The sequence below is a fragment of the Citricoccus sp. I39-566 genome, from assembly GCF_031432995.1.
Lineage (GTDB): Bacteria > Actinomycetota > Actinomycetes > Actinomycetales > Micrococcaceae > Citricoccus > Citricoccus nitrophenolicus_A.
Genome location: NZ_CP133842.1, coordinates 2,011,611 through 2,035,092 on the forward strand (window position 1 = coordinate 2,011,611; position 23,482 = coordinate 2,035,092).

The following is a 23,482-nucleotide window of genomic DNA, read 5'->3' on the forward strand; positions in this document are numbered from 1 at the left end:
GATGTCCCGACCCGCGGTTGCCGTACCATGGGACGAGCACTTCACGGCATGGGGCCGGATCGGGCAGGTTCCCTGGTGGCCTGCGAGCTGGCGACGGCCGTCGTGGACGGGCTGGCCTGCTCCACCGCCGCCCACCCTGTGCAGCCACCCATCGCCCACACCACGGAGGACCGACGTGTCTGAACGCCCCACCGACGATCTCCAGTCCCCGGGGGACGGTCCATCGGCGGAAGGCTCCCGCCGCGCCGGGCGCCCGAAGCGGAGGAACAGGGCCGTCTGGTGGACGCTCGGTGTACTCCTGGTCCTGGTGATCGGGGCCGGCGTGGTGGCCGTGGGCTACCTGGCGAACCTCGCCTCCACGTTCGACAACGACACCGAGCGCTTCGAGACGACCTTCCCCGAGGCCGAGTCCCGTCCCACCAAGGCCCCGGTCGCAGACGGGAAGGAGGAGCCCCTGAACATCCTGCTGCTGGGCTCGGACTCCGGCGGCGGTTCCGGGGAGACCGAGAACCTGGCGGACGTGCCCCAGGCCGGGCGCTCGGACACCATGATGTGGGTCCACATCCCGGGGGACCGGGAGAACGTCTTCGTGATGTCCGTCATGCGCGACCTCTGGGTGGAGATCCCGGGGGAGGGCACCCACAAGCTGAACGCCGCCTATTCCTTCGGGGGCGTCCCCAAGACCGTCCAGACGCTGGAGTCGATGTTCGGCACCCGCATCGACCATGTGGCGGCGGTGGACATGGCCGGCTTCGAGGGGCTCGTGGACTCCCTCGGCGGCGTGGACATCACGGTGCCGGAGTCCTTCCAATCGGGCAACGGCGGCAAGTCGTTCCAGGCCGGGGCCCAGCACATGGACGGTGACACCGCGTTGTCCTTCGTCCGCGAGCGGTATGCGTTCTCCGACGGGGACTATTCGCGAGTCAGGAATCAGCAATTGTTCATGAAGGCCGTTGCCCAGAAGGTGATGACGCCTCAAACGCTGACAAATCCGGGCAGAATATCCGATATGGTTAGCGGGTTGTCTCCATACCTGACGCTTGATGAAACGCTGAACTCGGGGGAGTTGGTCTCCATCGGACGGACGATGACCGACGTTCGATCGGATGATCTGGAGATGTTCACGGTGCCCACCAAGGGGGTGGGCCGCGCGAGGGGCCAGTCTGTCGTCTGGCCGGACGAACAGGCGATTGCGGAGATCGGTTCCGCCCTCAGCCACGACGACATGGCCTCGTACCTTTCCGGTCAGTGACCGGAACACACACGAAAGGACGCGACTTGGACCTTCGCGACTACATCCGGATCCTGCGGAACAACTGGCTGGCGATCCTGTTGGTGACCCTCCTGGGGGTGGCCGTGGCCGCCGGAGCCACGGCGCTGACCAAGCCGAGCTACACCGCCCGGACACAGATCTTCGTGGCCGTGAACTCCGGTGATACCGCCAGTGACATCCTGCAGGGGTCCAGCTTCTCCGAGAAGCGCGTCACCTCCTACGTCACCCTCGCCACGAGCCCGCGGGTGCTGCAGCCGGTCATCGAGGACCTCGGCCTGGACACCAGCGTGCAGGGCCTGGCGGAGACGGTGGAGGCCACGGCCCCGCCGCAGACGGTGCTGATCAACCTCTCCACCACGCATGAGGACCCGGCCCGCTCCGCCCAGATCGCCAACGCCGTCGCCGAGTCGCTGATCGCCACCGTGTACGAGGTGGAGAGCCCCGAGGGGAGCAGGAACCCCCTCGTGGACCTTTCCGTGGTGGAGGAGGCCTCCGTGCCCCTGTCCCCGTCCAGCCCGCGCGTCGCCCTGAACCTGGTCCTCGGCTTCGTGGTCGGCGCGGCACTGGGTGTGGCCTTCGCCCTGCTGCGGACCCTGCTGGACTCTCGCATCCGTAACCGCGAAGACGTGGAGCGCATCACGGACGCTCCCGTGCTCGGCGCCTTCGCGGACCACAAGGCGGCCGAGGACGAGCCCATCATCGCGCTGGACGACCAGTTCGACCCGCGGGCCGAGAGCTACCGCCAGCTGCGCACGCACCTGAAGTTCACCAACGTGGACGGTGGGACCCAGTCCGTGGTGGTCACCTCCTCGATCCCGGGCGAGGGCAAGACCACCACGTCCTGCAACCTGGCCATCATGATGGCCGAGTCCGGCAGCCGCGTGATCGTCATCGACGCGGACCTGCGCCGCCCGCGCGTGGCCAAGACCCTGGGCCTGGAGGGCGCCGTGGGGCTCTCCACCATCCTGTCCGGCCAGATCGACCTCGAGGACGCCATCCAGTCCTGGGGTCCGGACGGCGAGCTGGACGTCATCACCTCCGGTGAGATTCCGCCGAATCCCTCCGAGCTGCTGGGCTCCGAGGCCATGCGCCGGCTGCTGCGCCAGCTGGAGGGCCGCTACGACGTGGTCCTGCTGGACGCCCCGCCGCTGCAGCCGGTGACGGATCCGTCCGTGCTGGCCGCCATGACCTCCGGCGTGGTGCTCGTCAACCGCGTGGACGGCTACGTGCACCGCGAACAGCTGCAGGGCGGCCTGGACAGCCTGGCGTCCGTGGACGCCCGCGTGCTGGGCCTCGTGCTGACCCGTGTCCCGCAGAAGCGGGGCACCTACTACGCCTACCAGTACGCCTATGAGGCGGACACCGTGGAACCGACCTCCGCCCGCCGGGCCAACGGCGGCCGCTCCTCCGGCCGTGGTCAGTCATCCAACCAGAAGGCCCTGACGGGTATGCGGTTCCGGTGAGGTGCCGGGCGTGACCAGTCACGAGACACCCCCGCGGGCCCCCTCCCGGGTGCACCAGTGGCTGGAGCTGGCCGAGACCGTGGTCGGCAATGCCTCGGACCGGATGGATGCCATGAACATCTTCCCGGTCCCGGACGGTGACACCGGCAGCAACCTCTACGGGACGGTGCGCGCCGCGCGGGCCGCTGTCGCCGAGTCGGCCACCGAGGACGTGGGCGTGCTGCTGGCCACGGCGGGCCGCGCCGCGCTGGACCAGGCCCGGGGCAACTCGGGAACCCTGCTGGCCGTGATGCTGCTCGGCATGTCCGAACCCCTCAACGGTCACGAGCGGCTGGCGGCGCCCACCCTGGCGGCCGCCCTGGACCGGGCCCGGACCAGTTGCTGGGCCGCCCTGTCCGATCCCCAGGACGGGACCATGCTGTCAGTCCTGGGCGCCGCGGCTCAGGCCGCGGGTGAGTATGCGGCCGGGCTGCAGGGCCAGCCGGAGGACCAGGTGATGAGCCGCCGCGAGCTCGGCGCCGCCCTGGACGCCGTGGTGGATGCCACGTGGCAGGCCGTGGTCCAGACCGAGGGCCAGCTGCCGGCCCTGAGCGAGGCGAACGTGGTGGACGCCGGCGGTGTGGGGCTGATGCTGATCCTGGACTCCCTCCGGGCCACCGTCATGGGGACCCGGATCGATCCGGGTCTGCTGGACGGGCTGCACGGCTTCGCCGCCTCCGCCCCGCACATCCACACCGACCGTGAGTCCACGGTGGGCTACGAGCTGATGTGCAGCATCGACCTGGACCCGCTCACCGCCGCGACGCTACGGTTCGAGCTCAACGAGATCGGGGACTCCGTCATCATGAGTCCCCTGGGCTCGGCTGGAGACGGTCCCGCCGCGGGCCCGGGCTCCCCGACGGCCCCTGGCCACGGGGACCCTGAGAACCACGGGGAGGACGGCTCCGGCAGCGCGGTGCGGTGGCGGCTGCACGTCCACGTGGACGACCACGAGGCCGCCGAGGCGCTCGTGCGCAAGGCCGGCACCCCCGAGAACCTGGTGGTCACCTCCCTGCAGGACGGCAGCAGTCAGGACGGCAGCAGTCAGGACGAGGGCCGCCAGGACGGAGAGGTGGCGGGGCCGGGGGCCTCGGCATGAGCACGGACCCGCTCCTGCAGCCGGTCGAACGGCTGCTGGGCGGACGCACGGGCCAGCGCCTGAGCCGGGAGCTGGGCCTGACCACCGTGGGCGACCTGCTGCAGCACTTCCCCCGCCGCTGGATCGAGCGGGGGGAGCTGACCCCGATCACCGCCCTGCCGGTCGGCGAACAGGTCACCGTGGTGGCCCGTATCGTCTCGGTCGAGCGCCGGCAGATGCACTCGCGGCGCGGGTTCATCGTGGACGTCACGGTCACCGACGACGACTCCGACCGCCCGGCCACCCTGGACATGGCCTTCTTCAACAGCCACGACGCGCTGCGCCGGCTGCAGTCGGGCCACCGGGCCATGTTCCACGGCAAGACCGCCCTGTACCGCGGGGCCCTGACCCTGAACAACCCTGACTTCTCCGTCCTGGACGGCGCCGAGGACCCGGGCCAGGACGACCTGGCCCCCGTGCCCCTCTATCCCGCCACGGCCAAGGTCCCCAGCTGGGTCCTGCGCGCCAGCATCGGCACCGTCCTGGATGCCCTGGGCCCGGAGCCGCTCGACGATCCGGTGCCGGCCGAGCTGCTCGAGGCGGCCAGCACGGACGGGGTGCCCCTGCCGTCCCTGACCGCCGCCTACGCGGACATCCACCGGCCGGCCGCCGTGGCGGACGCGCTGCGGGCCAAGCGCCGGTTCGCCCTGCAGGAGGCCCTCGTGCTGCAGGGCGCCTTGGCCCTGCGGCGTCACGCGGCGGCCCTGCCGGACGCGGTGGCGCGCCCCGCCGTCGGGCACGGCCTGCTGGCCGCCCTGGACGCCCAGCTGCCCTTCACGCTGACGCCGGGCCAGGTCTCCGCCGGGGCGGCGATCGCCGCGGACCTGGCGCGGGACCGGCCCATGAGCCGGTTGCTGCAGGGCGAGGTGGGCTCGGGCAAGACCCTCGTGGCCTTGCGGGCCATGCTCCAGGTGGTGGATGCCGGGGGCCAGGCGGCGCTCGTGGCCCCCACCGAGGTACTGGCCGCACAGCACCACCGCTCGCTGACGGCCATGCTGGGGCCGCTGGCCCACGCCGGCCGGCTGGACGCCCCGGACGGTCCGTCCACCGAGGTGGTCCTGCTGACCGGGTCCCTGACCGCCGCCCAGCGGCGGGAGACGCTGCTGAAGATCGCCTCCGGGCAGGCCGGCCTGGTGGTGGGCACTCACGCGCTGTTCGGCGGGACCGTGCAGTTCGCGGACCTCGGCCTGGCCGTGGTGGACGAGCAGCACCGCTTCGGGGTGGACCAGCGTGAATCGCTGCGCCGCGCCAATCCGGGCACGCACCTGCTCGTGATGAGTGCCACCCCCATCCCGCGGTCCGTGGCCATGACGGTCTTCGGCGACCTCGACCTCACCCTGCTGCCGGGGCTGCCCACCGGACGGCAACCCGTGGCCACCCACGTGGCGCGGATGGCCCACGGGCCGCGGATCATCGCCCGGGTGTGGGAGGTCATCGCCGAACAGGCCGCCGCCGGCCACCAGGCCTTCGTGGTGTGCCCGAAGATCGAGCCGGGCGACCCGTCGGACCCGGCTGGCCAGGGAAGCCAGGGTGGCCGGGGAGACGCTGACGCCGCCGCGGTGCAGGACATGCTGCCCCGCCTCGCCTCCATCCCGGCGCTGCGGGGATTGCGCCTGGCCGGGCTCCACGGACGCCAGGACCAGCAGACGCAGGCCGAGACGATGGGCCGGTTCGTGGCCGGCGAGGTGGACGTGCTGGTGTCCACCACCGTGGTGGAGGTCGGCGTGGACGTGCCCAACGCCACCGTCATGGCCGTGCTGGACGCGGACGCCTTCGGCCTGTCCACCCTGCACCAGCTGAGGGGCCGGGTCGGCCGGGGCACGGCCCCGGCAATCTGCCTGCTGGCCACGCGGCTCGAGGACGGGCATCCCGCCCTCGAGCGGCTCGAGGTGCTCGCGGGGACCCAGGACGGCCTCGAGATCGCCCGCGCGGACGTCCAGCAGCGCGGCGAGGGGGACGTGCTCGGGGCCACCCAGCACGGCGGCAGCCGGCTGAAGGTCCTGAGGGTGTTGCGCCACGCCGACCTCATCGAGCTGGCCGCGGACTGGATCGGGGCGCACCTGGCCGCGGACGGGACGCTGGACCACCTGCCCCTGGCCGAGGCCGTCGCGGCCTGGGAGGCCGGGCACGAGGACACCGGCGACTACATCGAGAAGGGGTGAGGGACCGAGAATGCCGAGGATCATCGCCGGCCACGCCGGGGGGCTGAAGCTGCAGTCCGTGCCCGGGGACGCGACGCGCCCCACCACGGACCGGACCCGGGAGGCCCTGTTCTCCTGGCTGGCGAGCCGGGGCTGGCTGGAGGACACCGCCGTCGTCGATCTCTTCGCCGGGTCCGGCGCCCTCGGCGGGGAGGCGGCCAGCCGGGGGGCCCGGCGCGTGCTGCTCGTGGAGCGGGACCGGCGCGCCGCCGCCGTCTGCCGGCGGAACGCCGACGCCGTCAACCAGCGGATCGGCCGGCCCGTGGTCGGTGTCAGCGCCGGGGACGTGGACCGGGTGCTGGACTCCCCGGCGGGGTCCGGCCCGTGGGATCTCGTCCTGGCCGACCCGCCGTATCCGCTCACCGGCGCCGCGCTGACGGGGACACTGGAGCGGATCGGGACCGTCCTGGCGCCGGAGGGACTGCTGGTGCTGGAGCGGTCCTCGCGGTCCGCCGAACCCGACTGGCCGGCGGGCCTCGAGCTGCTCGAGGCCCGCCACTACGGCGAGACCACGCTGTACTTCTGCCTCCGGCTGCCGGCCGCGCCCGCGGGGTCAGCCGCCGAGGGCCCGGGGCAGCCGCTGTAGCCGGTCCACCGCCTCGGCCAGGACCGCCGGAGACTTGCAGAAGGCCCAGCGCATCCAGGACGCCAGCGGCGGCGCCTCACCCGGTGCCGCCGGCGGGCTGCACAGGGCGCTCACCGGGATGCCCACGACGCCGGCCCGTTCCGCGAGCACGGCGGCGGCGGCCGAGGCGTCCCTCACCCCGCGCGGGGACAGGTCCGTCACCGTGAAGTACCCGGCGGCGGGCACCACCGGATCCAGTCCGGCCCTCCGCAGCCCGGCCACCAGCTCGTCGCGGGCCGCGCGGTAGGCCTCACGCTGCCCGGCCAGGAACCCGTCCCCGTCCTCCAGGGCGCGGGCGACCGCCGGCTGGTAGGCGGGCCCGGAGGAGTAGGTGAGGAACTGCTTCACCGAATACACGGCGTCCACCAGGTCCGCCGGCCCGGTGACCCAGCCGATCTTCCACCCCGTCAGGGAGAAGCTCTTGCCGGCCGAGGACACTGTCAGGGTGCGGTCCCAGCCGCCCGGCACGGAGGCCGCGGGGCGGTGCGCGCCGTCGAACACCAGGTGCTCGTAGACCTCGTCGCTGAGGATCAGCACGTCGTGCCGGGCGCAGACCTCCACGATCCGGGCGAGGATCCCCGCCGGGACCACGGCGCCCGTGGGATTGTGGGGTGTGTTCAGCAGCAGGAGCCGGGTTCGCGGGGTGATCGCCGCCTCCAGGGCGGCAGGGTCCGGCAGGAAGTCCGGCGCCGGCAGGGGGACGGTCACGAAGCGGGCCCCGGTCCGGGCGGTGATCGCCGCGTAGGAGTCGTAGAAGGGTTCGAAGGCCACCACCTCGTCCCCGGGCTGCACCAGGGCCAGCAGGGCGGCCGCGATACCCTCCGTGGCCCCCGTGGTCACCAGCGCCTCCCGGTCCGGATCGATCTCGAGGCCGTGGTGACGGCGCTGGTGGCCGGCCACGGCGCGGCGCAGTGCGGGGTCGCCGCGGCCGGACGCGTACTGATTGGCGTGTCCTTCCAGGATGGCCTCGGCGGCCAGGGCACGGATCCACCGCGGGCCGTCGGTGTCCGGGAATCCCTGGCCCAGGTTGACCGCGCCGTGCCGTGCGGCCAGGCGGGTCATCTTCTCGAAGACGTTGGGCGGGTAGAGCGGTGTGACGCGGGGGCGGGAGGGCTGTGGTGCGGCGGGCATGGGCTCCATAGTATGTTCGTAGGCATGCGCCGAGCCGTCTGCCCCGGATCCTTCGACCCCTTACACAACGGTCACGTGGAGGTGATCGCGCGGGCCACGAACCTCTTCGACGACGTCATCGTGGCGGTCTCCACCAATTACACGAAGAAGTACCGCTTCGACGTGGACACCCGGATCGAGATGATCCGGGAGACCGTCTCCTCCCTGCAGGGCATCTCGGTGGTGCCGATGGGGGATGGGCTGCTCGCCGAGTTCTGCCGCAAGGCGGGGGCCAACGCGATCATCAAGGGACTGCGCAACACCGCGGACTTCGAGTACGAGATGCCCATGGCCGCGATGAACCGGCACCTGACCGGGGTGGAGACGGTGTTCCTGCCCACGGATGGGCGGTACGCGCACCTGTCCTCCACGCTCATCAAGGAAGTGAGCCAACTCGGCGGGGACGTCTCCGAGTTCGTCCCGCGGGCCGTCATGCGCCGACTCCACGAGTCCTGACGGCCGCCCCGACCGGTTATCCTGCACCCATGACTGAACGTTCGCAGAGGCCCCGCACCCAGAAGGCCGTCATCCCCGCCGCCGGATTGGGGACCCGGTTCCTGCCCGCCACCAAGGCCATGCCCAAGGAGATGCTCCCGGTGGTGGACAAGCCGGCCATCCAGTACGTGGTGGCCGAGGCCAAGGCCGCCGGGCTCGACGACCTGCTGATGATCACCGGCCGCAGCAAGCGGGCCCTGGAGGACCACTTCGACCGGGTGCCCGCGCTGGAACGGAGCCTGGAGCTGAAGGGCGACTTCGGCAAGCTGGACAAGATCCAGGAGGCCACCAACCTCGGCAACATCCACTACTTCCGCCAGATCGACCCCAAGGGACTGGGCCACGCCGTGCTGTGCGCCCAGCAGCATGTGGGCCGGGAGCCCTTCGCGGTGCTGCTCGGCGACGACCTGATCGACGCGCGGGACGACCTGCTCGAGCGCATGATCGACGTCCAGCAGCAGAAGGGCGGTTCCGTGATCGCGCTGATGGAGGTCCCGCGGGAGAACATCTCCTCCTACGGCGTGGCCGAGGTCGCCACGGTGCCGGGGGACGCCGAGGACGTCGTGCGCGTCACCGGCCTGGTGGAGAAGCCGTCCGCGGAGAAGGCGCCGTCCAACCTGGCGGTCATCGGCCGCTATGTCCTGGATCCCGTGGTGTTCGACGTCCTGGCGCGCACCGGGCCCGGCCGCGGCAACGAGATCCAGCTGACCGATGCCCTCCAGGTCCTGGCCCAGGGCGAGGGGGAGGGGTTCGGCGTGCATGCCGTCGTGTTCAGTGGCAAGCGCTATGACACCGGTGACAAGCTCAGCTACCTCAAGGCCGTCATCGAGCTGGCCAGCGCACGGGAGGACCTCGGTCCGGGCCTGCGGCCCTGGCTGAAGGACTTCGCCGCCGGCCTCTGAGCGGCACCCCGCCCCGCGCGGCGGGTCATTTGGCCCGCGGGGCATCAGCCGTTAGACTGGTGAGTCGGTCCTGCGGGTTCTGCCCTGCCCGGATCCCAGCATTCGGCGCAGGCCGGACGAGGGGATCCACACCGCCACCACTGTCCGCTGAGGAAGGAATGCTGATGTCCGCGTCATCGTCCCCCACCGCAGCCGGTGCGGCGGGAGCATGGGTGGTCTCCGTCCGGGACCTGGTGCGCAGCCCGGGGTCCATGCGGACCCTGGAGGAGCAGTGGTCAGCCCCTGAGGCACTGTCCACGCCGCTCATCGGCATCCCGGCCGGTTCGGCCGTGGACGTCGAGTTGCGCCTGGAAGCGGTCCACGAGGGCATTCTGGTCACCGGTGAGGCTCACGCCGAACTGGTGGGGGAGTGCAGTCGGTGCCTGGACCCGATTCAGGACGGTATCACCGTGGACCTGCAGGAGCTGTTCCTCGCGGCCGCCCCGGAGGGTGGGAGCGACGAAGAGCGCCTGGTGGTGCAGGAGACCGTGGACCTGGAGCCCGTGCTCCGGGACGCCGTGGTCACCGCCCTGCCCTTCCAGCCGGTCTGCCGGCCGGACTGTCAGGGACTGTGCGCCGACTGCGGCATCCGCCTGGAGGACGCTGGCGAAGACCACGTCCATGAACAGCTGGATCCCCGCTGGGCGGCCCTGGCCGCACTGACGAAGACCTCCGAGTCCGGCACCGCCGGGCCGGAACCGAAGACCTCATCCGACGAGACAGAAGAGAGATAGCCGTGGCAGTCCCGAAGCGGAAGATGTCCCGTTCCAACACCCGTGCCCGCCGCTCCCAGTGGAAGGCCACCGTGCCCCCGCTGGTGAAGTCCGTGGAAAACGGCCGCGTCACCTACCGCCTGCCGCATCAGGCCCAGGTCGTGACCGATTCCGCCGGTACGCCGATGTTCCTGGAATACAAGGGCCGCAAGGTCGCTGACGCCTGAGGTGCCCGTGGCGCCTCAGTCAACTGAAGACCTGCACCAGCGTCTCGGGGTCACCATTGACCCCGAGACGCTTGTCCTTGCCCTGACGCACCGGTCCTACGCCTATGAACACGGCGGACTGCCCACGAACGAGCGCCTCGAGTTCCTCGGCGACTCCATCCTCGGCTTCGTGGTGACGGACCACCTCTACCGCACGTATCCCGATCGGTCCGAGGGGGACCTGGCCAAGATGCGTGCCGCCGTCGTCTCCACGCGGGCGTTGGCCTCCGTGGCCCGTTCCATCGGCGTGGGACCGGCCGTCCTGCTGGGCGAGGGCGAACGGCGCACCCGCGGCGCGGACAAGGACTCCATCCTGGCCGACACCATGGAGTCGCTCATCGGCGCCACCTACATGGACCACGGGCTGGCCGCGGCCCATGACCTGGTGCATCGCCTCGTGGTGCCCCTGCTGGAGGACAAGCTGGCCATGGGCGCCGGCACGGACTGGAAGACCTACATCCAGGAGGCGGCCGCCAACGGCGGCCTCGGTGTGGTCCAGTACCGGATGGAGTCCGCCGGCCCGGACCATGACAAGGTCTTCACCGCCACCCTCGTCATCGGCTCCGTCACCTACTCCACGGGCACGGGCCCGTCGAAGAAGGAGGCGGAGCGCCAGGCCGCGGCCCGGTCCTGGGACGAGGTGAGGGCGGCCGCCGCGGTGGCCGGATCATCGCACCGTGCCTGAGCTTCCCGAGGTGGAGGTGGTGCGCCGGGGCCTGGAGCGCTGGGCGGCGGGCCGTCCGGTCTCCGGCGTCGAGGTCCTGGACGCCCGGTCCACCCGCCGGCACGACGGCGGCGCGGCGGCTTTCGAGGCCCAGCTCACCGGCCGCCGCCTGGCGGCTCCCGAGCGCCGCGGGAAGTACCTGTGGGTGCCCCTGGTCGACCCCGGGGACACGGCCCTCGTCGCCCACCTGGGGATGAGCGGACAGCTGCTCGTCAGCGGCCCCTCGGACCCGTCGCAGCGGCACCTGCGGATCCGGGTTTTGCTGGAGGACCTGAAAACCTGGGACGCCCCCGCCCTGGAACTGCGGTTCGTGGACCAGCGCCTCTTCGGCGGGCTGTTCCTGGACCCTCTCGTGCCGTCCGTCGACCGTCCGGAGCAACTCCTGCCGGCCTCCGTGGCGCACATCGCCCGCGACCCGCTGGACCCCCACTTCGACGCGGACGCGGTCCACGGGCGGCTGCGGTCCCGGAAGACCGGGCTCAAGCGGGCGCTGCTGGACCAGACGCTGGTGTCCGGCATCGGCAACATCTATGCGGACGAGGCCCTCTGGCGGGCCCGGCTGCACTATGCCCGGCCCACGGAGACGCTGAACCGGGGCGAGTCCGCTCGGCTGCTGGCCGCTGTGCAGGATGTGATGGAGGACGCCCTGGTCCAGGGCGGGACCAGCTTCGACGCCCTCTACGTCAACGTCAACGGCGAGTCCGGGTACTTCGACCGGTCCCTCAACGTCTATGGGCAGGCCGGTCGGCCGTGTCCGCGGTGCGCGGCGCAGGGACGGGACACGGTGATCGTCAAGGACCGGTTCATGAACCGCTCCTCGGCGTACTGCCCCCAGTGCCAGCCGGTGCCACGGCGTGCCCGCTGGTAGCGGTCTAGGATGGTCAGGAACTTTCTGCATGGATGGGAACCCCTTTGTCGCACACCGATCACCACGAGTACCTGCCGCGCCGTTCCCGCGGCCAGGTCCGGCGGAAGCGCCACACCGTCCGCAACGCCTTCATCGTGGTGGCGGCGCTGCTGGTCGTCGTGCTGGCCCTCGTGGCGGTGTACGTGGGGTCCATCGCCTCGACGTTCAACGACAAGCGGCAGACCGTGGACGCCGGCATCGCCACCTCGGAGGCCACCACGGACGACGCCCTCAATGTGCTGGTGATGGGCTCTGACTCGCGGGGCGAGGGCATGGACACGGCGCAGAACAAGGGCGAGGACGGCGAACGCTCGGACACCATGATGTTGGTGCACATCCCCGAGGACCGGCAGAACGTCTTCGTGATGTCGATTGTGCGCGACCTCTGGGTCGAGATCCCCGGCGAGGGGGAGCGCAAGGTCAACTCCGCGCTCGGACTGGGCGGTTACCCCCTCGTGACCGCCACGGTGGAGAACCTGCTGGGCGTGAACGTGGACCACCTGGCGGTCATCGACTTCGAGGGCTTCAACGGATTGACGCAGGCGCTCGGCGGCGTGGAGGTGTGCAACCCGGAGGCCTTCTCCTCGGGCCAGGTGAACCCGTCCTACTACCCGCAGGGCGAGATCCTGCTCCAGGGCTCCGATGCCCTGCGGTACGTCCGCGAACGCAAGGCCTTCCTGGGGGGCGACTTCGAGCGGGTGGCCAACCAGCAACGCTTCGTGTCCGCCATGGTGGACCAGATCCTCACGGTGGACACGCTGGCCAACCCCCAGCGGGTGATGGATGTCGTCAACAGCATCGTGCCCTTCATCTCCGTGGACGAGGGCCTCGACGCCGCGACGATCGCCGGGTACGGACTGCAGCTGAACGGGATCCGCTCCGGAGACATCGAGACCTTCACCATCCCGCACGGCCCGCCGGCCGAGGGCCCGGGCGGGGCCTCGATCGTGCTCCAGGACGAGGAGGCCCTGGCCGAGCTGCGCCAGGCCCTCCAGCGGGACCGGCTGGGCGACTACCTGGCCCCGGACAACGCCCAGGACTCCGAGCCGGGGATCTCCGCCTCGGCCTCCGGCGCGCCGTCCGATGCGGCATCCGATGCAGCGTCAGAACCGCCCTCAGACCCAGCCTCAGACCCGGCGACCGATCCGGCGACGGACGGCCCGTCCGCCTCCGGCCCCGGCTCCTCCCCGTCCGGGAGTGCATCCACCCAGACCCCCGCCGCCTGCGCGGGAGCCTAGGCCATGCGGGTCCAGCTGATCACCCATTCCTACCTGCCGGAGCGCACTCCGCCACAACGGCGGTGGACCGCCTTCGTGGAGGCCTTCCGCGCGGAGGGCTGGGACGTGGACATCGTGGCACCCCCCGCTGACCCGGGACACGTCCCCGGCGCGGGACGGTCCGTCCCGCACGCCGCCGCCGGCGCGACGGACGCCTGGGGCCCGCGGGGCGAGCGGATTCACCGGACCCTGCGGTGGCCGGCCCTGCGCGGAACGCGTGACGGCAGGTTCCTCGGGCACATCGTCCACGCCGTGGCGGCGATCCCCGTGGGCCTGCGGGCCTGTCGGCCGGACCTGATCGTCATCACCGTCCCGGCCCTGCCCACGGTCGTAGCCGGTTGGACCCTCTCCCGGCTCCGCCGGGTGCCCCTCATCGTGGAGATGCGGGACGCCTGGCCGGACCTGGCCCGTGATTCGAAGGTCTCCACCGGCCTGCTGAGCCGGCTCATGGAGTCCCTGGTCACCGGCACCCAGCGCGCCGCCGATCTGGTCGTGACCGTGACGGAAGGGTTCGCCGAACGCCTCGGCGAACGCGGGATCCCCCGGGTCGACGTGGTGGGCAACGGAGTACCCCTCGCCGAGATCCCCGTTGTCCCGGGGCGAGCACGTACCGCCGGGTCCCTGAATGTGCTCTACCTGGGCAACCACGGAGAGAGCCAAGGCCTGGAGACGGTCATCCGGGCCGCCGCCCTGGTGCGGGACGGTCCTGAGGACATCGAGGTGCGCCTCGTGGGCGCCGGTACCCGGCGGGCGGCCCTGGCCGCGCTGAACGACTCGCTCGGGGCGCCGGCGCAGATGCTCGAACCGGTGCACGGGGCGGAACTGCGGGACCAGTATGCGTGGGCGGACACCTGCCTGGTGACGTTGCGTCCGGACTGGCCCAGTTTCGAGTGGACCGTTCCCTCGAAGACGTACGAGCTGCTGGCGGTGGGCCGGCACGTCACGGGGATCGTCACGGGCGAGGCCGCCAGGATCCTCGAGGACTCGGGAGCCGCCACGCTGGTGGCCGCCGATCCCGAGAGCCTGGCCGACCTGTGGCGCCGGCTGGCGCGTGAACCGGAGAGCACCGCCGTGGGCGGCCGCGGCCGGGACTGGGTGGCCCTCCACGCGGACCTGCCCCACCTGGGCCGGCGGTTCGTGGAACGTGCCCGGGACACCGTGCTGCGTCATGCCGGCAGGGCAGACGCCTATAATCGCCACTGACCGGATCTGCCTGCTGTCGCGGCCTTGTCCTGCCACCGATCGCCGTGATCCCCCTCGGCCTCCTGGACAGGCCGACGGCCCGGAGGCAACCCCCGACTAAAGGACCTTCTCCATGACTGACATCTCCAGCGTTGCCGTGATCGGCCTGGGTTACATCGGGCTGCCGACGGCGGCCATCCTCGCGGGCCACGGCCTGCGCGTCCACGGGGTGGACGTCAACCAGGTGACGGTCGATGCGGTCAATGCCGGGACGGTGCCGTTCGTGGAGCCGGACCTGGACCGGTACGTGGGCCGAGCCGTGTCCGAGGGCCTGCTGACGGCCTCGACCGACACCCCGGTCGCGGACGCGTACATCGTGGCGGTGCCGACACCGTTCCACGAGGACAAGTCCCCGGACCTGTCCTACATCGAGGCGGCCGGCCGGAGCCTGGCCCCGCAGCTGCGGGGCAGCGAGTTGGTGATCCTGGAGTCCACCTCGCCCCCCGGGGCCACCGAGCGGATGGCCGCGGTGATCCACGAGGTCCGCCCGGACCTGGCCGAGGCGGGGACCCTACTGTTCGCGCACTGTCCCGAGCGGGTGCTGCCGGGCAAGGTGATGACCGAGCTGGTCACCAACGACCGGATCGTGGGTGGATCCTCCCGAGCCGCCGCGGAGGCGGCGAAGGGGCTGTACGAGACCTTCTGCCAGGGCGAGATCCTGCTGACCAACCTGCGGACCGCGGAGATGGCCAAGCTCGTGGAGAACTCGTTCCGGGACGTGAACATCGCCTTCGCCAATGAGCTGTCGATGATCTGCCAGGAACTGGACATCGACGTCTGGGAGCTGATCGAGCTGGCCAACCACCACCCGCGGGTCAACGTGCTGCAGCCGGGCCCGGGCGTGGGCGGGCACTGCATCGCCGTGGACCCGTGGTTCATCGTGGACGCGGCCCCGGACGCGGCGCGGATCATCCGCAGCGCCCGGGAGATCAACGACTCCAAGCCGCAGTGGGTGATCGACCAGGTCAAGGCCAAGGCGTTCGACGTGCAGCAGGCCACCGGCCGGGCCCCCGTGGTGGCGGCCCTGGGGCTGGCGTTCAAGCCGAACATCGACGACCTGCGCGAGTCCCCGGCGCTGAACATCACCGCGTCCATGGCCCGGCAGTTCACCGGCAGCACCATCCTGGCCGTGGAACCCCACGTGGCGGAACTGCCGGCCGTGCTGACCGGGATGGACCACGTGGAACTGGTCTCCCCCGAGGCGGCCATCGAGCGCGCCGACATCATCGTGCTGCTGGTGGACCACTCTGCCTTCGCCGGGCTCAAGTCCCTCGCCGCGGGCAAGCACCTGGTGGACACCCGCGGGCAGTGGCGCGACCAGCGCATCCTCTGAGCCCACGCGCCTCCTCCGGCGCGCCACGCGGCGGTCAGCCCAGCCGCCGCCTCACGCCCCGGTAGACGCGGCGGAGGGCTCGCCGCCAGGCCGGCCGTCCGGCGGTCGGACGGCCCGCGGGTGCGGGCGACCGCGGCCCGGCTGCTGCGGGCGTGTCCGGGTTCACGGGCGCGGCGGTGGTGGCGGGGGCCTGCGTCGGCGTGGACTGTGGGGACTTCGTCGACGTCGCGGATTTCTTGGCCGGAGGCGGCAGGTACTGGACCCACCCCGGGTCCGGGATCCGCAGCGGATCCGAGGCCAGCGCCTCACTGAGCCGGTCCAACTCCCGGCGGGCCCGCTCCTCCAGGCGGGCGACGGCGGCGCGGGACGCCCGGGGCAGGTCCGGTTCCCCTACGAGGCGCTCCAGCGTGTCCCGGAGCAGCGACGACGGGGCGTCCAGGTCCAGGGCGAACTCCCCGCGGCCGAGTTCGGCGAAGTGGGAGCCCACCTTGGGGTCGTAGACGAGGCCCAGGGCCGGCCGGCGTAGCCGGTGCATCAGCAGATTGGCGTGCAGCCGCATGGACACGAGCGCCTCGGCGCCGCGCAGGACCTCCAGGAAGTCCGCCAGCGGGAGTCCGGCCGGCACGACCTCCACAGCCACGTCCGCCTCGGAGGACGCGGCGGTTTCGGCCAGGTCCCGGAGCTCCGGTTCGTCGGTCGACTGCATCGGGACGCCGACGAGGGCGAGGCCGTGGTCGGCGGCCACGTCGATGATGGCCTGCTGCAGGCGTCGGCGCTGTTCGGGACGGTCCGTCCAGGGACGGAGGTTCACGGCGAGGTACCGGCGGGGGCGGCCCTCCCGCGCAGCCGCAGCGGGCGGGGCGGGCAGGGACAGCCCGTAGACCACATCGGGTGACACCTCGACCTCGGCCGGCCACGGGGGGGACAAGGGCTCCAGCAACCGCGCCGACTCCTGGTCGCGCACGGTGACGGTCCGGGCCAGCCGGCCCGTCAGGTTGACCGCCGCCCGCGCTGCACTGTCGGCCAGGGGCCCCACCCCCATGCCCCGGACATGGACCGCGCCGCCGTAGGCGGCCACGAGCAGCGGAAGCTGGGCCATGTGGGCAGGGGAGACATGGGCGGCCCGGAAGGTTCCGGCCGCCCCGCCCGCCAGGTGGATCGAGTAGTCGTGCCAGTGGCCCCCCGGGCCCAGGACCAGCGAGGAGGCCCGCGCGGCGTATGCCTCCCCGGCGTCGAGGTTCGCGCGGGCCAGGGCCTGGGCACCGTGCTCGCGTTCCACGACGGCGGGCTTCGAGCCGGCGACCACCGGGTGGAAGCCGGGCAGCGTGGCCTGGAGGTGGCCGAGGAGGGTGTCCAGGAGCAGCTCGTCGCCCCGGTTGCCAGCACCGTAGTACCCCGAGAACAGCACCGTGCGGGGGCGTGGAGCCCCGGTGTGCCGCAGCAGCCCCTCCGAGCGCAACGTCTCGAAGGCCACCTCGAGACCGTGTTCGTCGAGGTGGTGGGAAGCCAGGTGGTCCACGACCCGGGCGGCCGTCCCCTCCTGCCAGGTGGCACCGTCGGCGAGCGCCGTGAGCTCCTCCACCCAGGCGATCTGCTCGCAGGGCCGGGCCCCCCGGGGGTCCGGGTGCCCGCCGCGCAGCACCTCCACGACCGAGGCGGGGGAGGGCAGGGGGTCGCGCAGGAGATCGGCGCGGGAGAAGGCTGGGCCCAGGGGGAGGTGCCGCAGTCCGGGGTGGCCGGCCTCGGTGTCCGGAGCCAGGGAGACGGCGGGGATCCCCGCGTCGGCCAGGTACGCGGCGGTGGCCGCGGTCGGCGCCCAGCCCGGGCCGGTCAGCAGGACGAGCTCCGGCGCGAAGCGCTGGAACACCGCCGAGACCGGCTCATGACTGAAGCGCTCCGGGCCCGGCTCCTCACCGGGTGCCGTGCCCCGCTCCCCGCCGGAGACGATGCACTCCGGGTGGAGGCCGGTGTCGAGGTCGAAGACGGTGTGGCCGAGCAGGTGGAGGGCTTGGAGGACGCCCAGGTCCCGGGCCGACCCGGGAGAACCGCCGTGGCGGAGGACCAGGACGCGATGCCGGGACGAGGCCTCGACGGGGGCCGTGCGCAGGGCGCGGCGGATCTCCTCGATCGACCCGTGACTCATCTGGCGCCCTCGCTCTCCCCACTCGCCGCGGCCCCGGTCCGCGCGCACGACGCGGACGCCGGGATCCGGTCCGGCCAGTGAACAACCTAGCAGCAAGTCCAGGGGTTCCCCGGACGACCTGAGGGGTTCGGTGAACCGATATAGTCGCTGTGATGCACCCTCCGGGCGGTGCGTGCCAGAACCCAGGATGGAAGGTCTGCCGACACCATGAGGAAGAGCCGAGTCCGGGGCGTCCTGCCGGCGCTGGGATTGCTCCTGATGGCGGCCTCTGTACCGCTCTTCGCCCTCGACGCGCCACGCCCGGCCTCGGTGCTCCTGGCCTGCGGGCTGCTGGGCGTGGCGACCTCTCTGGTCTGGACGGCCAGGTCATCCCACCGCGCTCTGACCACGCTCTCGTCGAACCTCGGTCGGGCACGCCGCCAGCAGCTCGCGGCCGACGAAGCGTGGCGGGGCGGGATGGAGCGGTTGCTGCAGACCTCCCTCGAGCCGGTGCAGGACGGCCTCCGGACCCTGGCCGGGGAGGTCGACGGCCTCCGGGACGTCCCCGCCCTGCGGGCCTGGCAGGGTCTGCACGGGCGGCGACGCGAGGGTGTGAGCTGCCTGCTCATGGGCGGACGTGACGCCGAGTCGATCCTCGGCGCGGACGACTCCGGGGCCTCCTTCGAGGTGGTGGACCTCGAACCGGGAACCCCGGCCGAGGCCCTGCTGCCGTCGGCGGCGCCGCACGCCGTGGGTGCGGTCCTGATCGACGTGGACCTCTTCGACCTCGCCCCGATGGACCGGGAGGCGTGGACTGGCTTCCTCCGCTGGCTCCGAGCCGACGTCCCGGTCGTGGGATTCAGCCGGGTCCCGGGCCGACTCGCCCTCCGGGCCGCCACGGTGAGTCGGACCGCGTCGGGACTGCTGTTGCCTACGGTCACCGGACCGCACACCGTCACCTTCGAGCGCGGCATCGAGCCGAACGGGGGAGACCGGCCATGAGGGTCGTGCTCTACGACGGCATCCAGGAGACGCATGTCGCCGCCTCCCTGCAGCGTGCCCTGCTCTCCGCCGGCCACGAGGTCTACAGCACGGGCCGCTTCGGCTCCGGCTACCTGTTCCGGGACCCGGGCGAGCTCCGGCCGGTCGTCGGGCCGCACCTGGACCGGATCGCCGACTTCCGGCCGGACCTCGTGCTGGTGTTCCGCCCGGCCTCGGCGCCGTACCCCGTCCTGCAGGCCCTGCGCGGTACGGGCGCCGTCCTGGCGGCCTGGCTGTCGGATGACCCGGTCCTCTTCGAGCACTCCTACGGGCCCGTCGTCGAGCTCTACGACCTGGTCCTGCACTGCGGCAACGAGGAGGTCCTGCGCTTCTACGAACGACGCTTCGGACGTCCGACGGGCGTGAACTTCCCCTTCTGGACGGACCATGTGGCCTTTCCGGCCGTCTACGGCCAGCTCGAGCCGGAGACCACGGTCCTGTTCCTGGGCAACGTGACGGGGCCGGTGCGCCGGGCGCGCTACGACCAGCTCGCCGCCATGGGCCATCCCGTGACCATCTACGGGCGGGTGGGGCCCGATCCCGCCGGACTGGGTGGCGGATTCCTGGACTCCGAGGCCGAGGTGGCCGATGCCGCCCGCCGGGCCCAGGTCGCGCTTAACATCCCGCAGTTCTTCCGGGACCACCGCGGGCAGCCGACCTGGTTCCCCGGGCTGGACGAGCTCGGCTACTTCGACCTGCCCAGCCGCGTCATCCAGTACGCCGCCATGGGGCTTCCCACCGTCAGCGTCGTGCCGGGGGCCCCGCACAGCTCGGCATATCCCGAGCTCGAGGTGCGCGGGAGCATCCAGGAGGCCGACCGATGGGTGGGCGAGGTGCTGGCCTCCGGCCGGCTGCCGGAACTGAGCTCGCGCACCCTCGACCGGTTCGACCGGTCCTTCAGCGCCGGAGCCCGCGTCCTGGCCCTGGAATCCCTGATGCGCGACGACGCCTGGCGCTCGCTGGACGCCGCCGACCGCACCGTGTGGTTCCTGCAGTTCGACGGCAGGCCCGACGCCGGCCCGGTCGCCGCCCCCCGGCCGGCTCCGGTGGTGCTGGCGGAGACCACCGCCGAGCCCAGCGCCGCGGGCACCGGCCTGCGAAGGGAGGCCCAGAGAGACCCCGGCACGGGAGACTCCGGCATGGCAGGCACCGAGGATGTCGTCCTGGTGCATCGCCAGCCGCTGCGGCGCTTCGGCCCCACCGACGTGATCCGGCGGGAACTCGAGGCCTGGGGCCGGCTCGCAGCCGGCAGGGGACCCGAGGAGGACGGCACCCGGCCGGCACCGGCAGGCTCGGCCTTCGCGGCGGTACTCGATGCGCGCACGCTCCTGACGGTGCTCAGGGGACGCCCGGTCCGCCTCCTGGTGGTGGCCGACGGCATCGGGCTGACGGCGGACGACGCGTCCGTGCTGCGCGCGGCGGGGATCGCCACCGTGTGCCTCGTGACGGAGGAGCGGCTCACCCGCGAGGACGTCGCGGAGATCGACCTGGTGGTGCGAGTGGGCGCGGCGCCCGTGGACCGGGTGGCGCTGCTCCAAGGGGTGGACCACGTCCTGCAGACGCCGGGGGTGGTGGAATCCGCCTTCCTGGAGTCCGTGCGCCAGCTGGACGGCCCGCAGGACGGGCGGAAGGACCGACGACAGGACGGGCCGGACGGCCTCACCGTCGTCCGCGCCGGGGACGATCCCGCGACCGACGCCGTGCTCGAGGGCCTTCCCGGTCCGCACCGGGAGCTCAGCGGTGACGAGCTCGCCGGGTCCCGGACTCAGGACCTGGCCGCGGCGCTGGCCCGTCCGGTGGTCTACCTCCAACCGATGGGCTCGGGACGGCGCCAGTCCCATCCGCCCGTGACGCCGTACGCGGTGTGCGCCAGCCCGACGCTGCTGACCACGCGCCACCGCGCCATCGCCGACCAGGACCCGTGGGGGACCTGGCTGACCAAGGTCGCGACCGCCGGGGAGGCGTCGAGGAAGCTCGCACGGCGCGCCTCGGTGGCGCCTCCTGAGGGACCGGGGGCACCGGAGGCACTGACCGGACTGACCGGGCTGACCGGACTGACCGGGCTGACCGGGATGGAGCGTCGACGCCACCGTCTGGATGCCCGCCGGCAGCTGTCCGATTGGTTCGACCGGGCCGCGACCCGGCTCGCCGCCTCCACCACCGCACCCGACGACGCCGATGAAACGGCCGGGAGTCGGCCGGACACCGCGCTCACCGACGGGGCGGACCGCCTGATGCACCTGAACCGGCGCTATCCGCTCGGCGCCGCCGAAACGACGTGCGCGGACGGGGAGTACCTGTCCTTGACCCTCCGGTTCGCCGGGCCGGAGCTGGTGCAGGGCCTCCGGGTCCTGGAGGGCGAACGCACGGTGGCCGAGGTGCGCTTTGCCGCGGGCTCCGCCGGGGCCGTGGAGGTCGTCGTCACGGGGGCTCCTGACCCCGCCCGCGGACCGTTGTGCGTGGAGGTGCTCGGTGACCGGAACCACCGAATGCACGGGGTGTCCCGCGTGCGGGTCCGGCTGCAGGCCCATCGGGGCAGGCGACGTCACGAGGCCGTGCCGTCCCGGACCCTCGCCGTCCACCTGCTGCCGGTGCCGGCGGCAGGCCTGGACGCGCTGCAGCCGAGGACTCCCGACCATCCCAGAGAGCAGGACCAGTGACCCCTCCCGACGCCACCCGCCGCGGCCACACCCCCCGGTCGGTCCCGTGGCTGCGCAACCTCGCGTTGACCGCCCAGACGGTGCGTGAGCACATCGTCGACGACCCGGTGCTACTGGCGCTGCAGGTCTCCCGGCGACTGCCGGCCGCCGTGACCCGCCCGCTGTCGGCCGCGCTGATCGCGTCCGGGCGGTGCGGCGCGGAGGTGCTCGAGGCCATCGGGCAGGAGATCCGAGGGGACCGCGCCGCCGCCTGGCGGGCCCTGGAGCGACCCGGCCGGGGCACCCGGCCCCGGACCGCCCCGTACCGGGCCGACGCCGCCCTCGGACTGTCCGACGACGACCGGGCCGAGTCCGTCCTGGCCGGCGTGGATCCGGCGGAGCGCCGCGCCGCCTGGTTCGCCGCCTCATCCCGGGTGGCCGCCCATCGGGGGGACCTGTCCGGCGCGGCCGGCTTGGCCGCACAACACCCCCGCAACCGGGCCCTGGCCCGCCGGGCCGCCGGGGAGCTGGCCGGGTTCACCGGTCACCGCCCGCGGCTCACCTCGACCGCGTCGATCGAGCCGGTGCCGGGCCGAGTGCTCCACGTGCTGACCAACTCGCTGCCCCACACCTCCAGCGGCTACGCGCAACGGAGTCACTCGATCCTCCGCTCCCTGCAGCAGGCCGGACTGGACGTCTCGGCGGTCACCCGCCCCGGGTATCCCGTCCAGGTGGGGATCCCCTGGGCGGCCCGCCGGGACACCGTGGACACGGTGGACTACGCCCGGCTGCTGCCGTATCGGATGGGACAGGGACTGAGCGAGCGGCTCGACCAGCACGCGGAGCTCCTCCAGGACCACGTCCGCCGCCTGCGTCCCGCCCTCCTCCACACCACGACGCACTTCACCAACGGGCTGGTGACCAGGTCCGTCGCCGAGTCGGCCGGGATCCCGTGGGTGTACGAGGTCCGGGGACAATTGGCGGACACCTGGGCCGCCACCCGCGGGCCGGACGCCCGGACCTCCCAGCGGTACCGGGAATTCGTGGCACGGGAGGCCGAGGTGGCCCGCGGCGCGGACCTGGTGGTCACCCTCGGCGAGGGCATGCGCGCCGCCCTCGTGGAGGCGGGCGTCGACCCGGAGAAGCTGGTCATCTGCCCCAACGCGGTGGGGAATGAATTCCTTCAGGAGCCGCCGACGCGGGACGAGGCGCGGGCAGCCCTCGGCTTGGACCCCGGGCACACCGTCATCGGCACGGTGTCCAGCATCGTGGACTACGAGGGCCTGGACCTGCTCGTGCGCGCCACGGCGGCCCTCGCGCCGCGACACCCCGGACTGCGCCTGAGGATCGCCGGGGACGGGGTGGCCCTGCCCGGACTGAAGGTGCTGGCCCGGCAGCTGGGCATCGAGGACCGGTGTTCCTTCCCCGGGCGCATCCCCCGCGCCGAGGCGCGGCTGAACCACGCGGCGCTGGACGTGTTCGTGGTGCCCCGCAAGGACCTGTCCGTCACCCGGACGGTGACGCCCATGAAGTCGGTGGAGGCCTCCGCTGTGGGCCGCCCCGTGGTCGCCTCGGACCTACCGGCGCTGGCTGAGCTCGTCCAGGACGGCGTGACCGGCGTCCTCTTCCGGCCCGAGGACCTCGACTCCCTGACCGCAGCGCTCCAGGAACTGATCGACGATCCCGGACGAGCCCGGACGCTCGGAGCGTCCGGGCGCCGCTGGGCTCTGGACACCAGGACGTGGAGCGGCAACGCCGAACGATACCTGGCGGGGTACCGCCGCCTGGGTGTCGCCCCGGCGTAGGGTGGACCCCGGCCGGGGCGCCCCGGGATGGCGACGGGTCCCGGCCCGCGGATCAGACGGGCGGACCG

Annotated in this window: 19 protein-coding genes; 17 read left to right on the forward strand and 2 right to left on the reverse strand. The window is 72.5% G+C overall.

Going from position 1 to position 23,482, the window contains the following annotated elements; all coding sequences use genetic code 11:
* Positions 1–175 precede the first annotated feature (175 nt).
* From RE421_RS09230 to rsmD, 5 genes are read left to right on the forward strand one after another with little or no spacing between them, the layout of a single operon-like run.
* Positions 176–1,252 carry an LCP family protein gene (locus RE421_RS09230; protein WP_309809019.1) on the forward strand — a complete coding sequence of 359 codons (1,077 nt, stop codon included), beginning with the start codon at positions 176–178 and terminating at the stop codon, positions 1,250–1,252.
* A 26-nt stretch (positions 1,253–1,278) separates the two neighbouring features.
* A complete protein-coding gene (locus tag RE421_RS09235; protein ID WP_309809021.1) occupies positions 1,279–2,736 on the forward strand; it encodes a polysaccharide biosynthesis tyrosine autokinase in 1,458 nt (485 codons plus the stop codon).
* Positions 2,737–2,746: 10 nt separating this feature from the next.
* Positions 2,747–3,874, forward strand: coding sequence for a DAK2 domain-containing protein (locus RE421_RS09240; RefSeq protein ID WP_309809024.1), 1,128 nt, complete (start codon positions 2,747–2,749; stop codon positions 3,872–3,874).
* Positions 3,871–6,075, forward strand: a complete 2,205-nt coding sequence (locus tag RE421_RS09245; protein ID WP_309809025.1) for an ATP-dependent DNA helicase RecG — start codon at positions 3,871–3,873, stop codon at positions 6,073–6,075. The genes RE421_RS09240 and RE421_RS09245 overlap by 4 nt, the downstream gene beginning before the upstream one ends.
* Before the next feature lie 10 nt (positions 6,076–6,085).
* Positions 6,086–6,700, forward strand: a complete 615-nt coding sequence (rsmD, locus tag RE421_RS09250) for a 16S rRNA (guanine(966)-N(2))-methyltransferase RsmD (protein WP_309809027.1) — start codon at positions 6,086–6,088, stop codon at positions 6,698–6,700.
* Here the strand turns inward: rsmD and RE421_RS09255 are convergent.
* Entirely contained in the window at positions 6,668–7,870 is a 1,203-nt protein-coding gene (locus RE421_RS09255) for an aminotransferase class I/II-fold pyridoxal phosphate-dependent enzyme (RefSeq protein WP_309809031.1), read from the reverse strand. The genes rsmD and RE421_RS09255 overlap by 33 nt on opposite strands.
* A 24-nt stretch (positions 7,871–7,894) precedes the next feature.
* Here RE421_RS09255 and coaD point away from each other — a divergent pair, with 24 nt between their 5' ends.
* The 9 genes from coaD to wecC all read left to right on the forward strand — a co-directional run bounded on the left by coaD (position 7,895) and on the right by wecC (position 15,807).
* The gene (gene coaD, locus RE421_RS09260) at positions 7,895–8,365 is read left to right on the forward strand and encodes a pantetheine-phosphate adenylyltransferase (protein WP_309809034.1); all 471 of its coding nucleotides are present in this window, start codon (positions 7,895–7,897) and stop codon (positions 8,363–8,365) included.
* A 29-nt stretch (positions 8,366–8,394) separates the two neighbouring features.
* On the forward strand, positions 8,395–9,306 hold the full coding sequence (gene galU / locus RE421_RS09265) for a UTP--glucose-1-phosphate uridylyltransferase GalU (protein ID WP_309809038.1): 912 nt from the start codon (positions 8,395–8,397) through the stop codon (positions 9,304–9,306).
* Positions 9,307–9,470: 164 nt separating this feature from the next.
* Positions 9,471–10,079 carry a YceD family protein gene (locus RE421_RS09270; RefSeq protein ID WP_309809041.1) on the forward strand — a complete coding sequence of 203 codons (609 nt, stop codon included), beginning with the start codon at positions 9,471–9,473 and terminating at the stop codon, positions 10,077–10,079.
* A 2-nt stretch (positions 10,080–10,081) separates the two neighbouring features.
* The gene (gene rpmF / locus RE421_RS09275) at positions 10,082–10,285 is read left to right on the forward strand and encodes a 50S ribosomal protein L32 (protein ID WP_309809043.1); all 204 of its coding nucleotides are present in this window, start codon (positions 10,082–10,084) and stop codon (positions 10,283–10,285) included.
* A 1-nt stretch (position 10,286) separates the two neighbouring features.
* Positions 10,287–11,009 (forward strand): ribonuclease III, encoded by a 723-nt coding sequence (gene rnc / locus RE421_RS09280; RefSeq protein ID WP_396134479.1) that lies wholly within the window; start codon positions 10,287–10,289, stop codon positions 11,007–11,009.
* Positions 11,002–11,916 (forward strand): bifunctional DNA-formamidopyrimidine glycosylase/DNA-(apurinic or apyrimidinic site) lyase, encoded by a 915-nt coding sequence (gene mutM / locus RE421_RS09285; RefSeq protein ID WP_309809048.1) that lies wholly within the window; start codon positions 11,002–11,004, stop codon positions 11,914–11,916. The genes rnc and mutM overlap by 8 nt, the downstream gene beginning before the upstream one ends.
* Before the next feature lie 44 nt (positions 11,917–11,960).
* A complete protein-coding gene (locus RE421_RS09290; RefSeq protein WP_309809050.1) occupies positions 11,961–13,193 on the forward strand; it encodes an LCP family protein in 1,233 nt (410 codons plus the stop codon).
* 3 nt (positions 13,194–13,196) lie between these two features.
* A complete protein-coding gene (locus RE421_RS09295; RefSeq protein WP_309809051.1) occupies positions 13,197–14,435 on the forward strand; it encodes a glycosyltransferase family 4 protein in 1,239 nt (412 codons plus the stop codon).
* 112 nt (positions 14,436–14,547) lie between these two features.
* Positions 14,548–15,807, forward strand: coding sequence for a UDP-N-acetyl-D-mannosamine dehydrogenase (gene wecC / locus RE421_RS09300; RefSeq protein WP_309809053.1), 1,260 nt, complete (start codon positions 14,548–14,550; stop codon positions 15,805–15,807).
* Positions 15,808–15,841: 34 nt separating this feature from the next.
* On the opposite strand, the gene RE421_RS09305 is transcribed toward wecC, so the two are convergent.
* Positions 15,842–17,950 carry a polysaccharide pyruvyl transferase family protein gene (locus tag RE421_RS09305; RefSeq protein ID WP_309809055.1) on the reverse strand — a complete coding sequence of 703 codons (2,109 nt, stop codon included), beginning with the start codon at positions 17,948–17,950 and terminating at the stop codon, positions 15,842–15,844.
* Positions 17,951–18,157: 207 nt separating this feature from the next.
* Between RE421_RS09305 and RE421_RS09310 the strand changes: the two genes are divergently transcribed.
* Genes RE421_RS09310 through RE421_RS09320 form a run of 3 tightly spaced genes read left to right on the forward strand, consistent with a single transcriptional unit; the run spans position 18,158 to position 23,414 of the window.
* Entirely contained in the window at positions 18,158–18,931 is a 774-nt protein-coding gene (locus RE421_RS09310) for a hypothetical protein (RefSeq protein ID WP_309809057.1), read from the forward strand.
* Positions 18,928–21,630, forward strand: a complete 2,703-nt coding sequence (locus RE421_RS09315; protein WP_309809058.1) for a hypothetical protein — start codon at positions 18,928–18,930, stop codon at positions 21,628–21,630. Before RE421_RS09310 ends, RE421_RS09315 begins: the two co-directional genes overlap by 4 nt.
* Positions 21,627–23,414, forward strand: a complete 1,788-nt coding sequence (locus RE421_RS09320) for a glycosyltransferase family 4 protein (RefSeq protein ID WP_309809060.1) — start codon at positions 21,627–21,629, stop codon at positions 23,412–23,414. Before RE421_RS09315 ends, RE421_RS09320 begins: the two co-directional genes overlap by 4 nt.
* The last annotated feature ends 68 nt before the right edge of the window (positions 23,415–23,482 follow it).

Coding starts and splice junctions, on each gene's coding strand:
- RE421_RS09245 (WP_309809025.1), top strand. CDS start 3,871: ATGAGCACGGACCCGCTCCTGCAGCCGGTCGAACGGCTGCTGGGCGGA.
- rsmD (WP_309809027.1), top strand. CDS start 6,086: ATGCCGAGGATCATCGCCGGCCACGCCGGGGGGCTGAAGCTGCAGTCC.
- RE421_RS09255 (WP_309809031.1), bottom strand. CDS start 7,870: ATGCCCGCCGCACCACAGCCCTCCCGCCCCCGCGTCACACCGCTCTAC.
- coaD (WP_309809034.1), top strand. CDS start 7,895: ATGCGCCGAGCCGTCTGCCCCGGATCCTTCGACCCCTTACACAACGGT.
- galU (WP_309809038.1), top strand. CDS start 8,395: ATGACTGAACGTTCGCAGAGGCCCCGCACCCAGAAGGCCGTCATCCCC.
- RE421_RS09270 (WP_309809041.1), top strand. CDS start 9,471: ATGTCCGCGTCATCGTCCCCCACCGCAGCCGGTGCGGCGGGAGCATGG.
- RE421_RS09295 (WP_309809051.1), top strand. CDS start 13,197: ATGCGGGTCCAGCTGATCACCCATTCCTACCTGCCGGAGCGCACTCCG.
- wecC (WP_309809053.1), top strand. CDS start 14,548: ATGACTGACATCTCCAGCGTTGCCGTGATCGGCCTGGGTTACATCGGG.
- RE421_RS09305 (WP_309809055.1), bottom strand. CDS start 17,950: ATGAGTCACGGGTCGATCGAGGAGATCCGCCGCGCCCTGCGCACGGCC.
- RE421_RS09310 (WP_309809057.1), top strand. CDS start 18,158: ATGAGGAAGAGCCGAGTCCGGGGCGTCCTGCCGGCGCTGGGATTGCTC.
- RE421_RS09315 (WP_309809058.1), top strand. CDS start 18,928: ATGAGGGTCGTGCTCTACGACGGCATCCAGGAGACGCATGTCGCCGCC.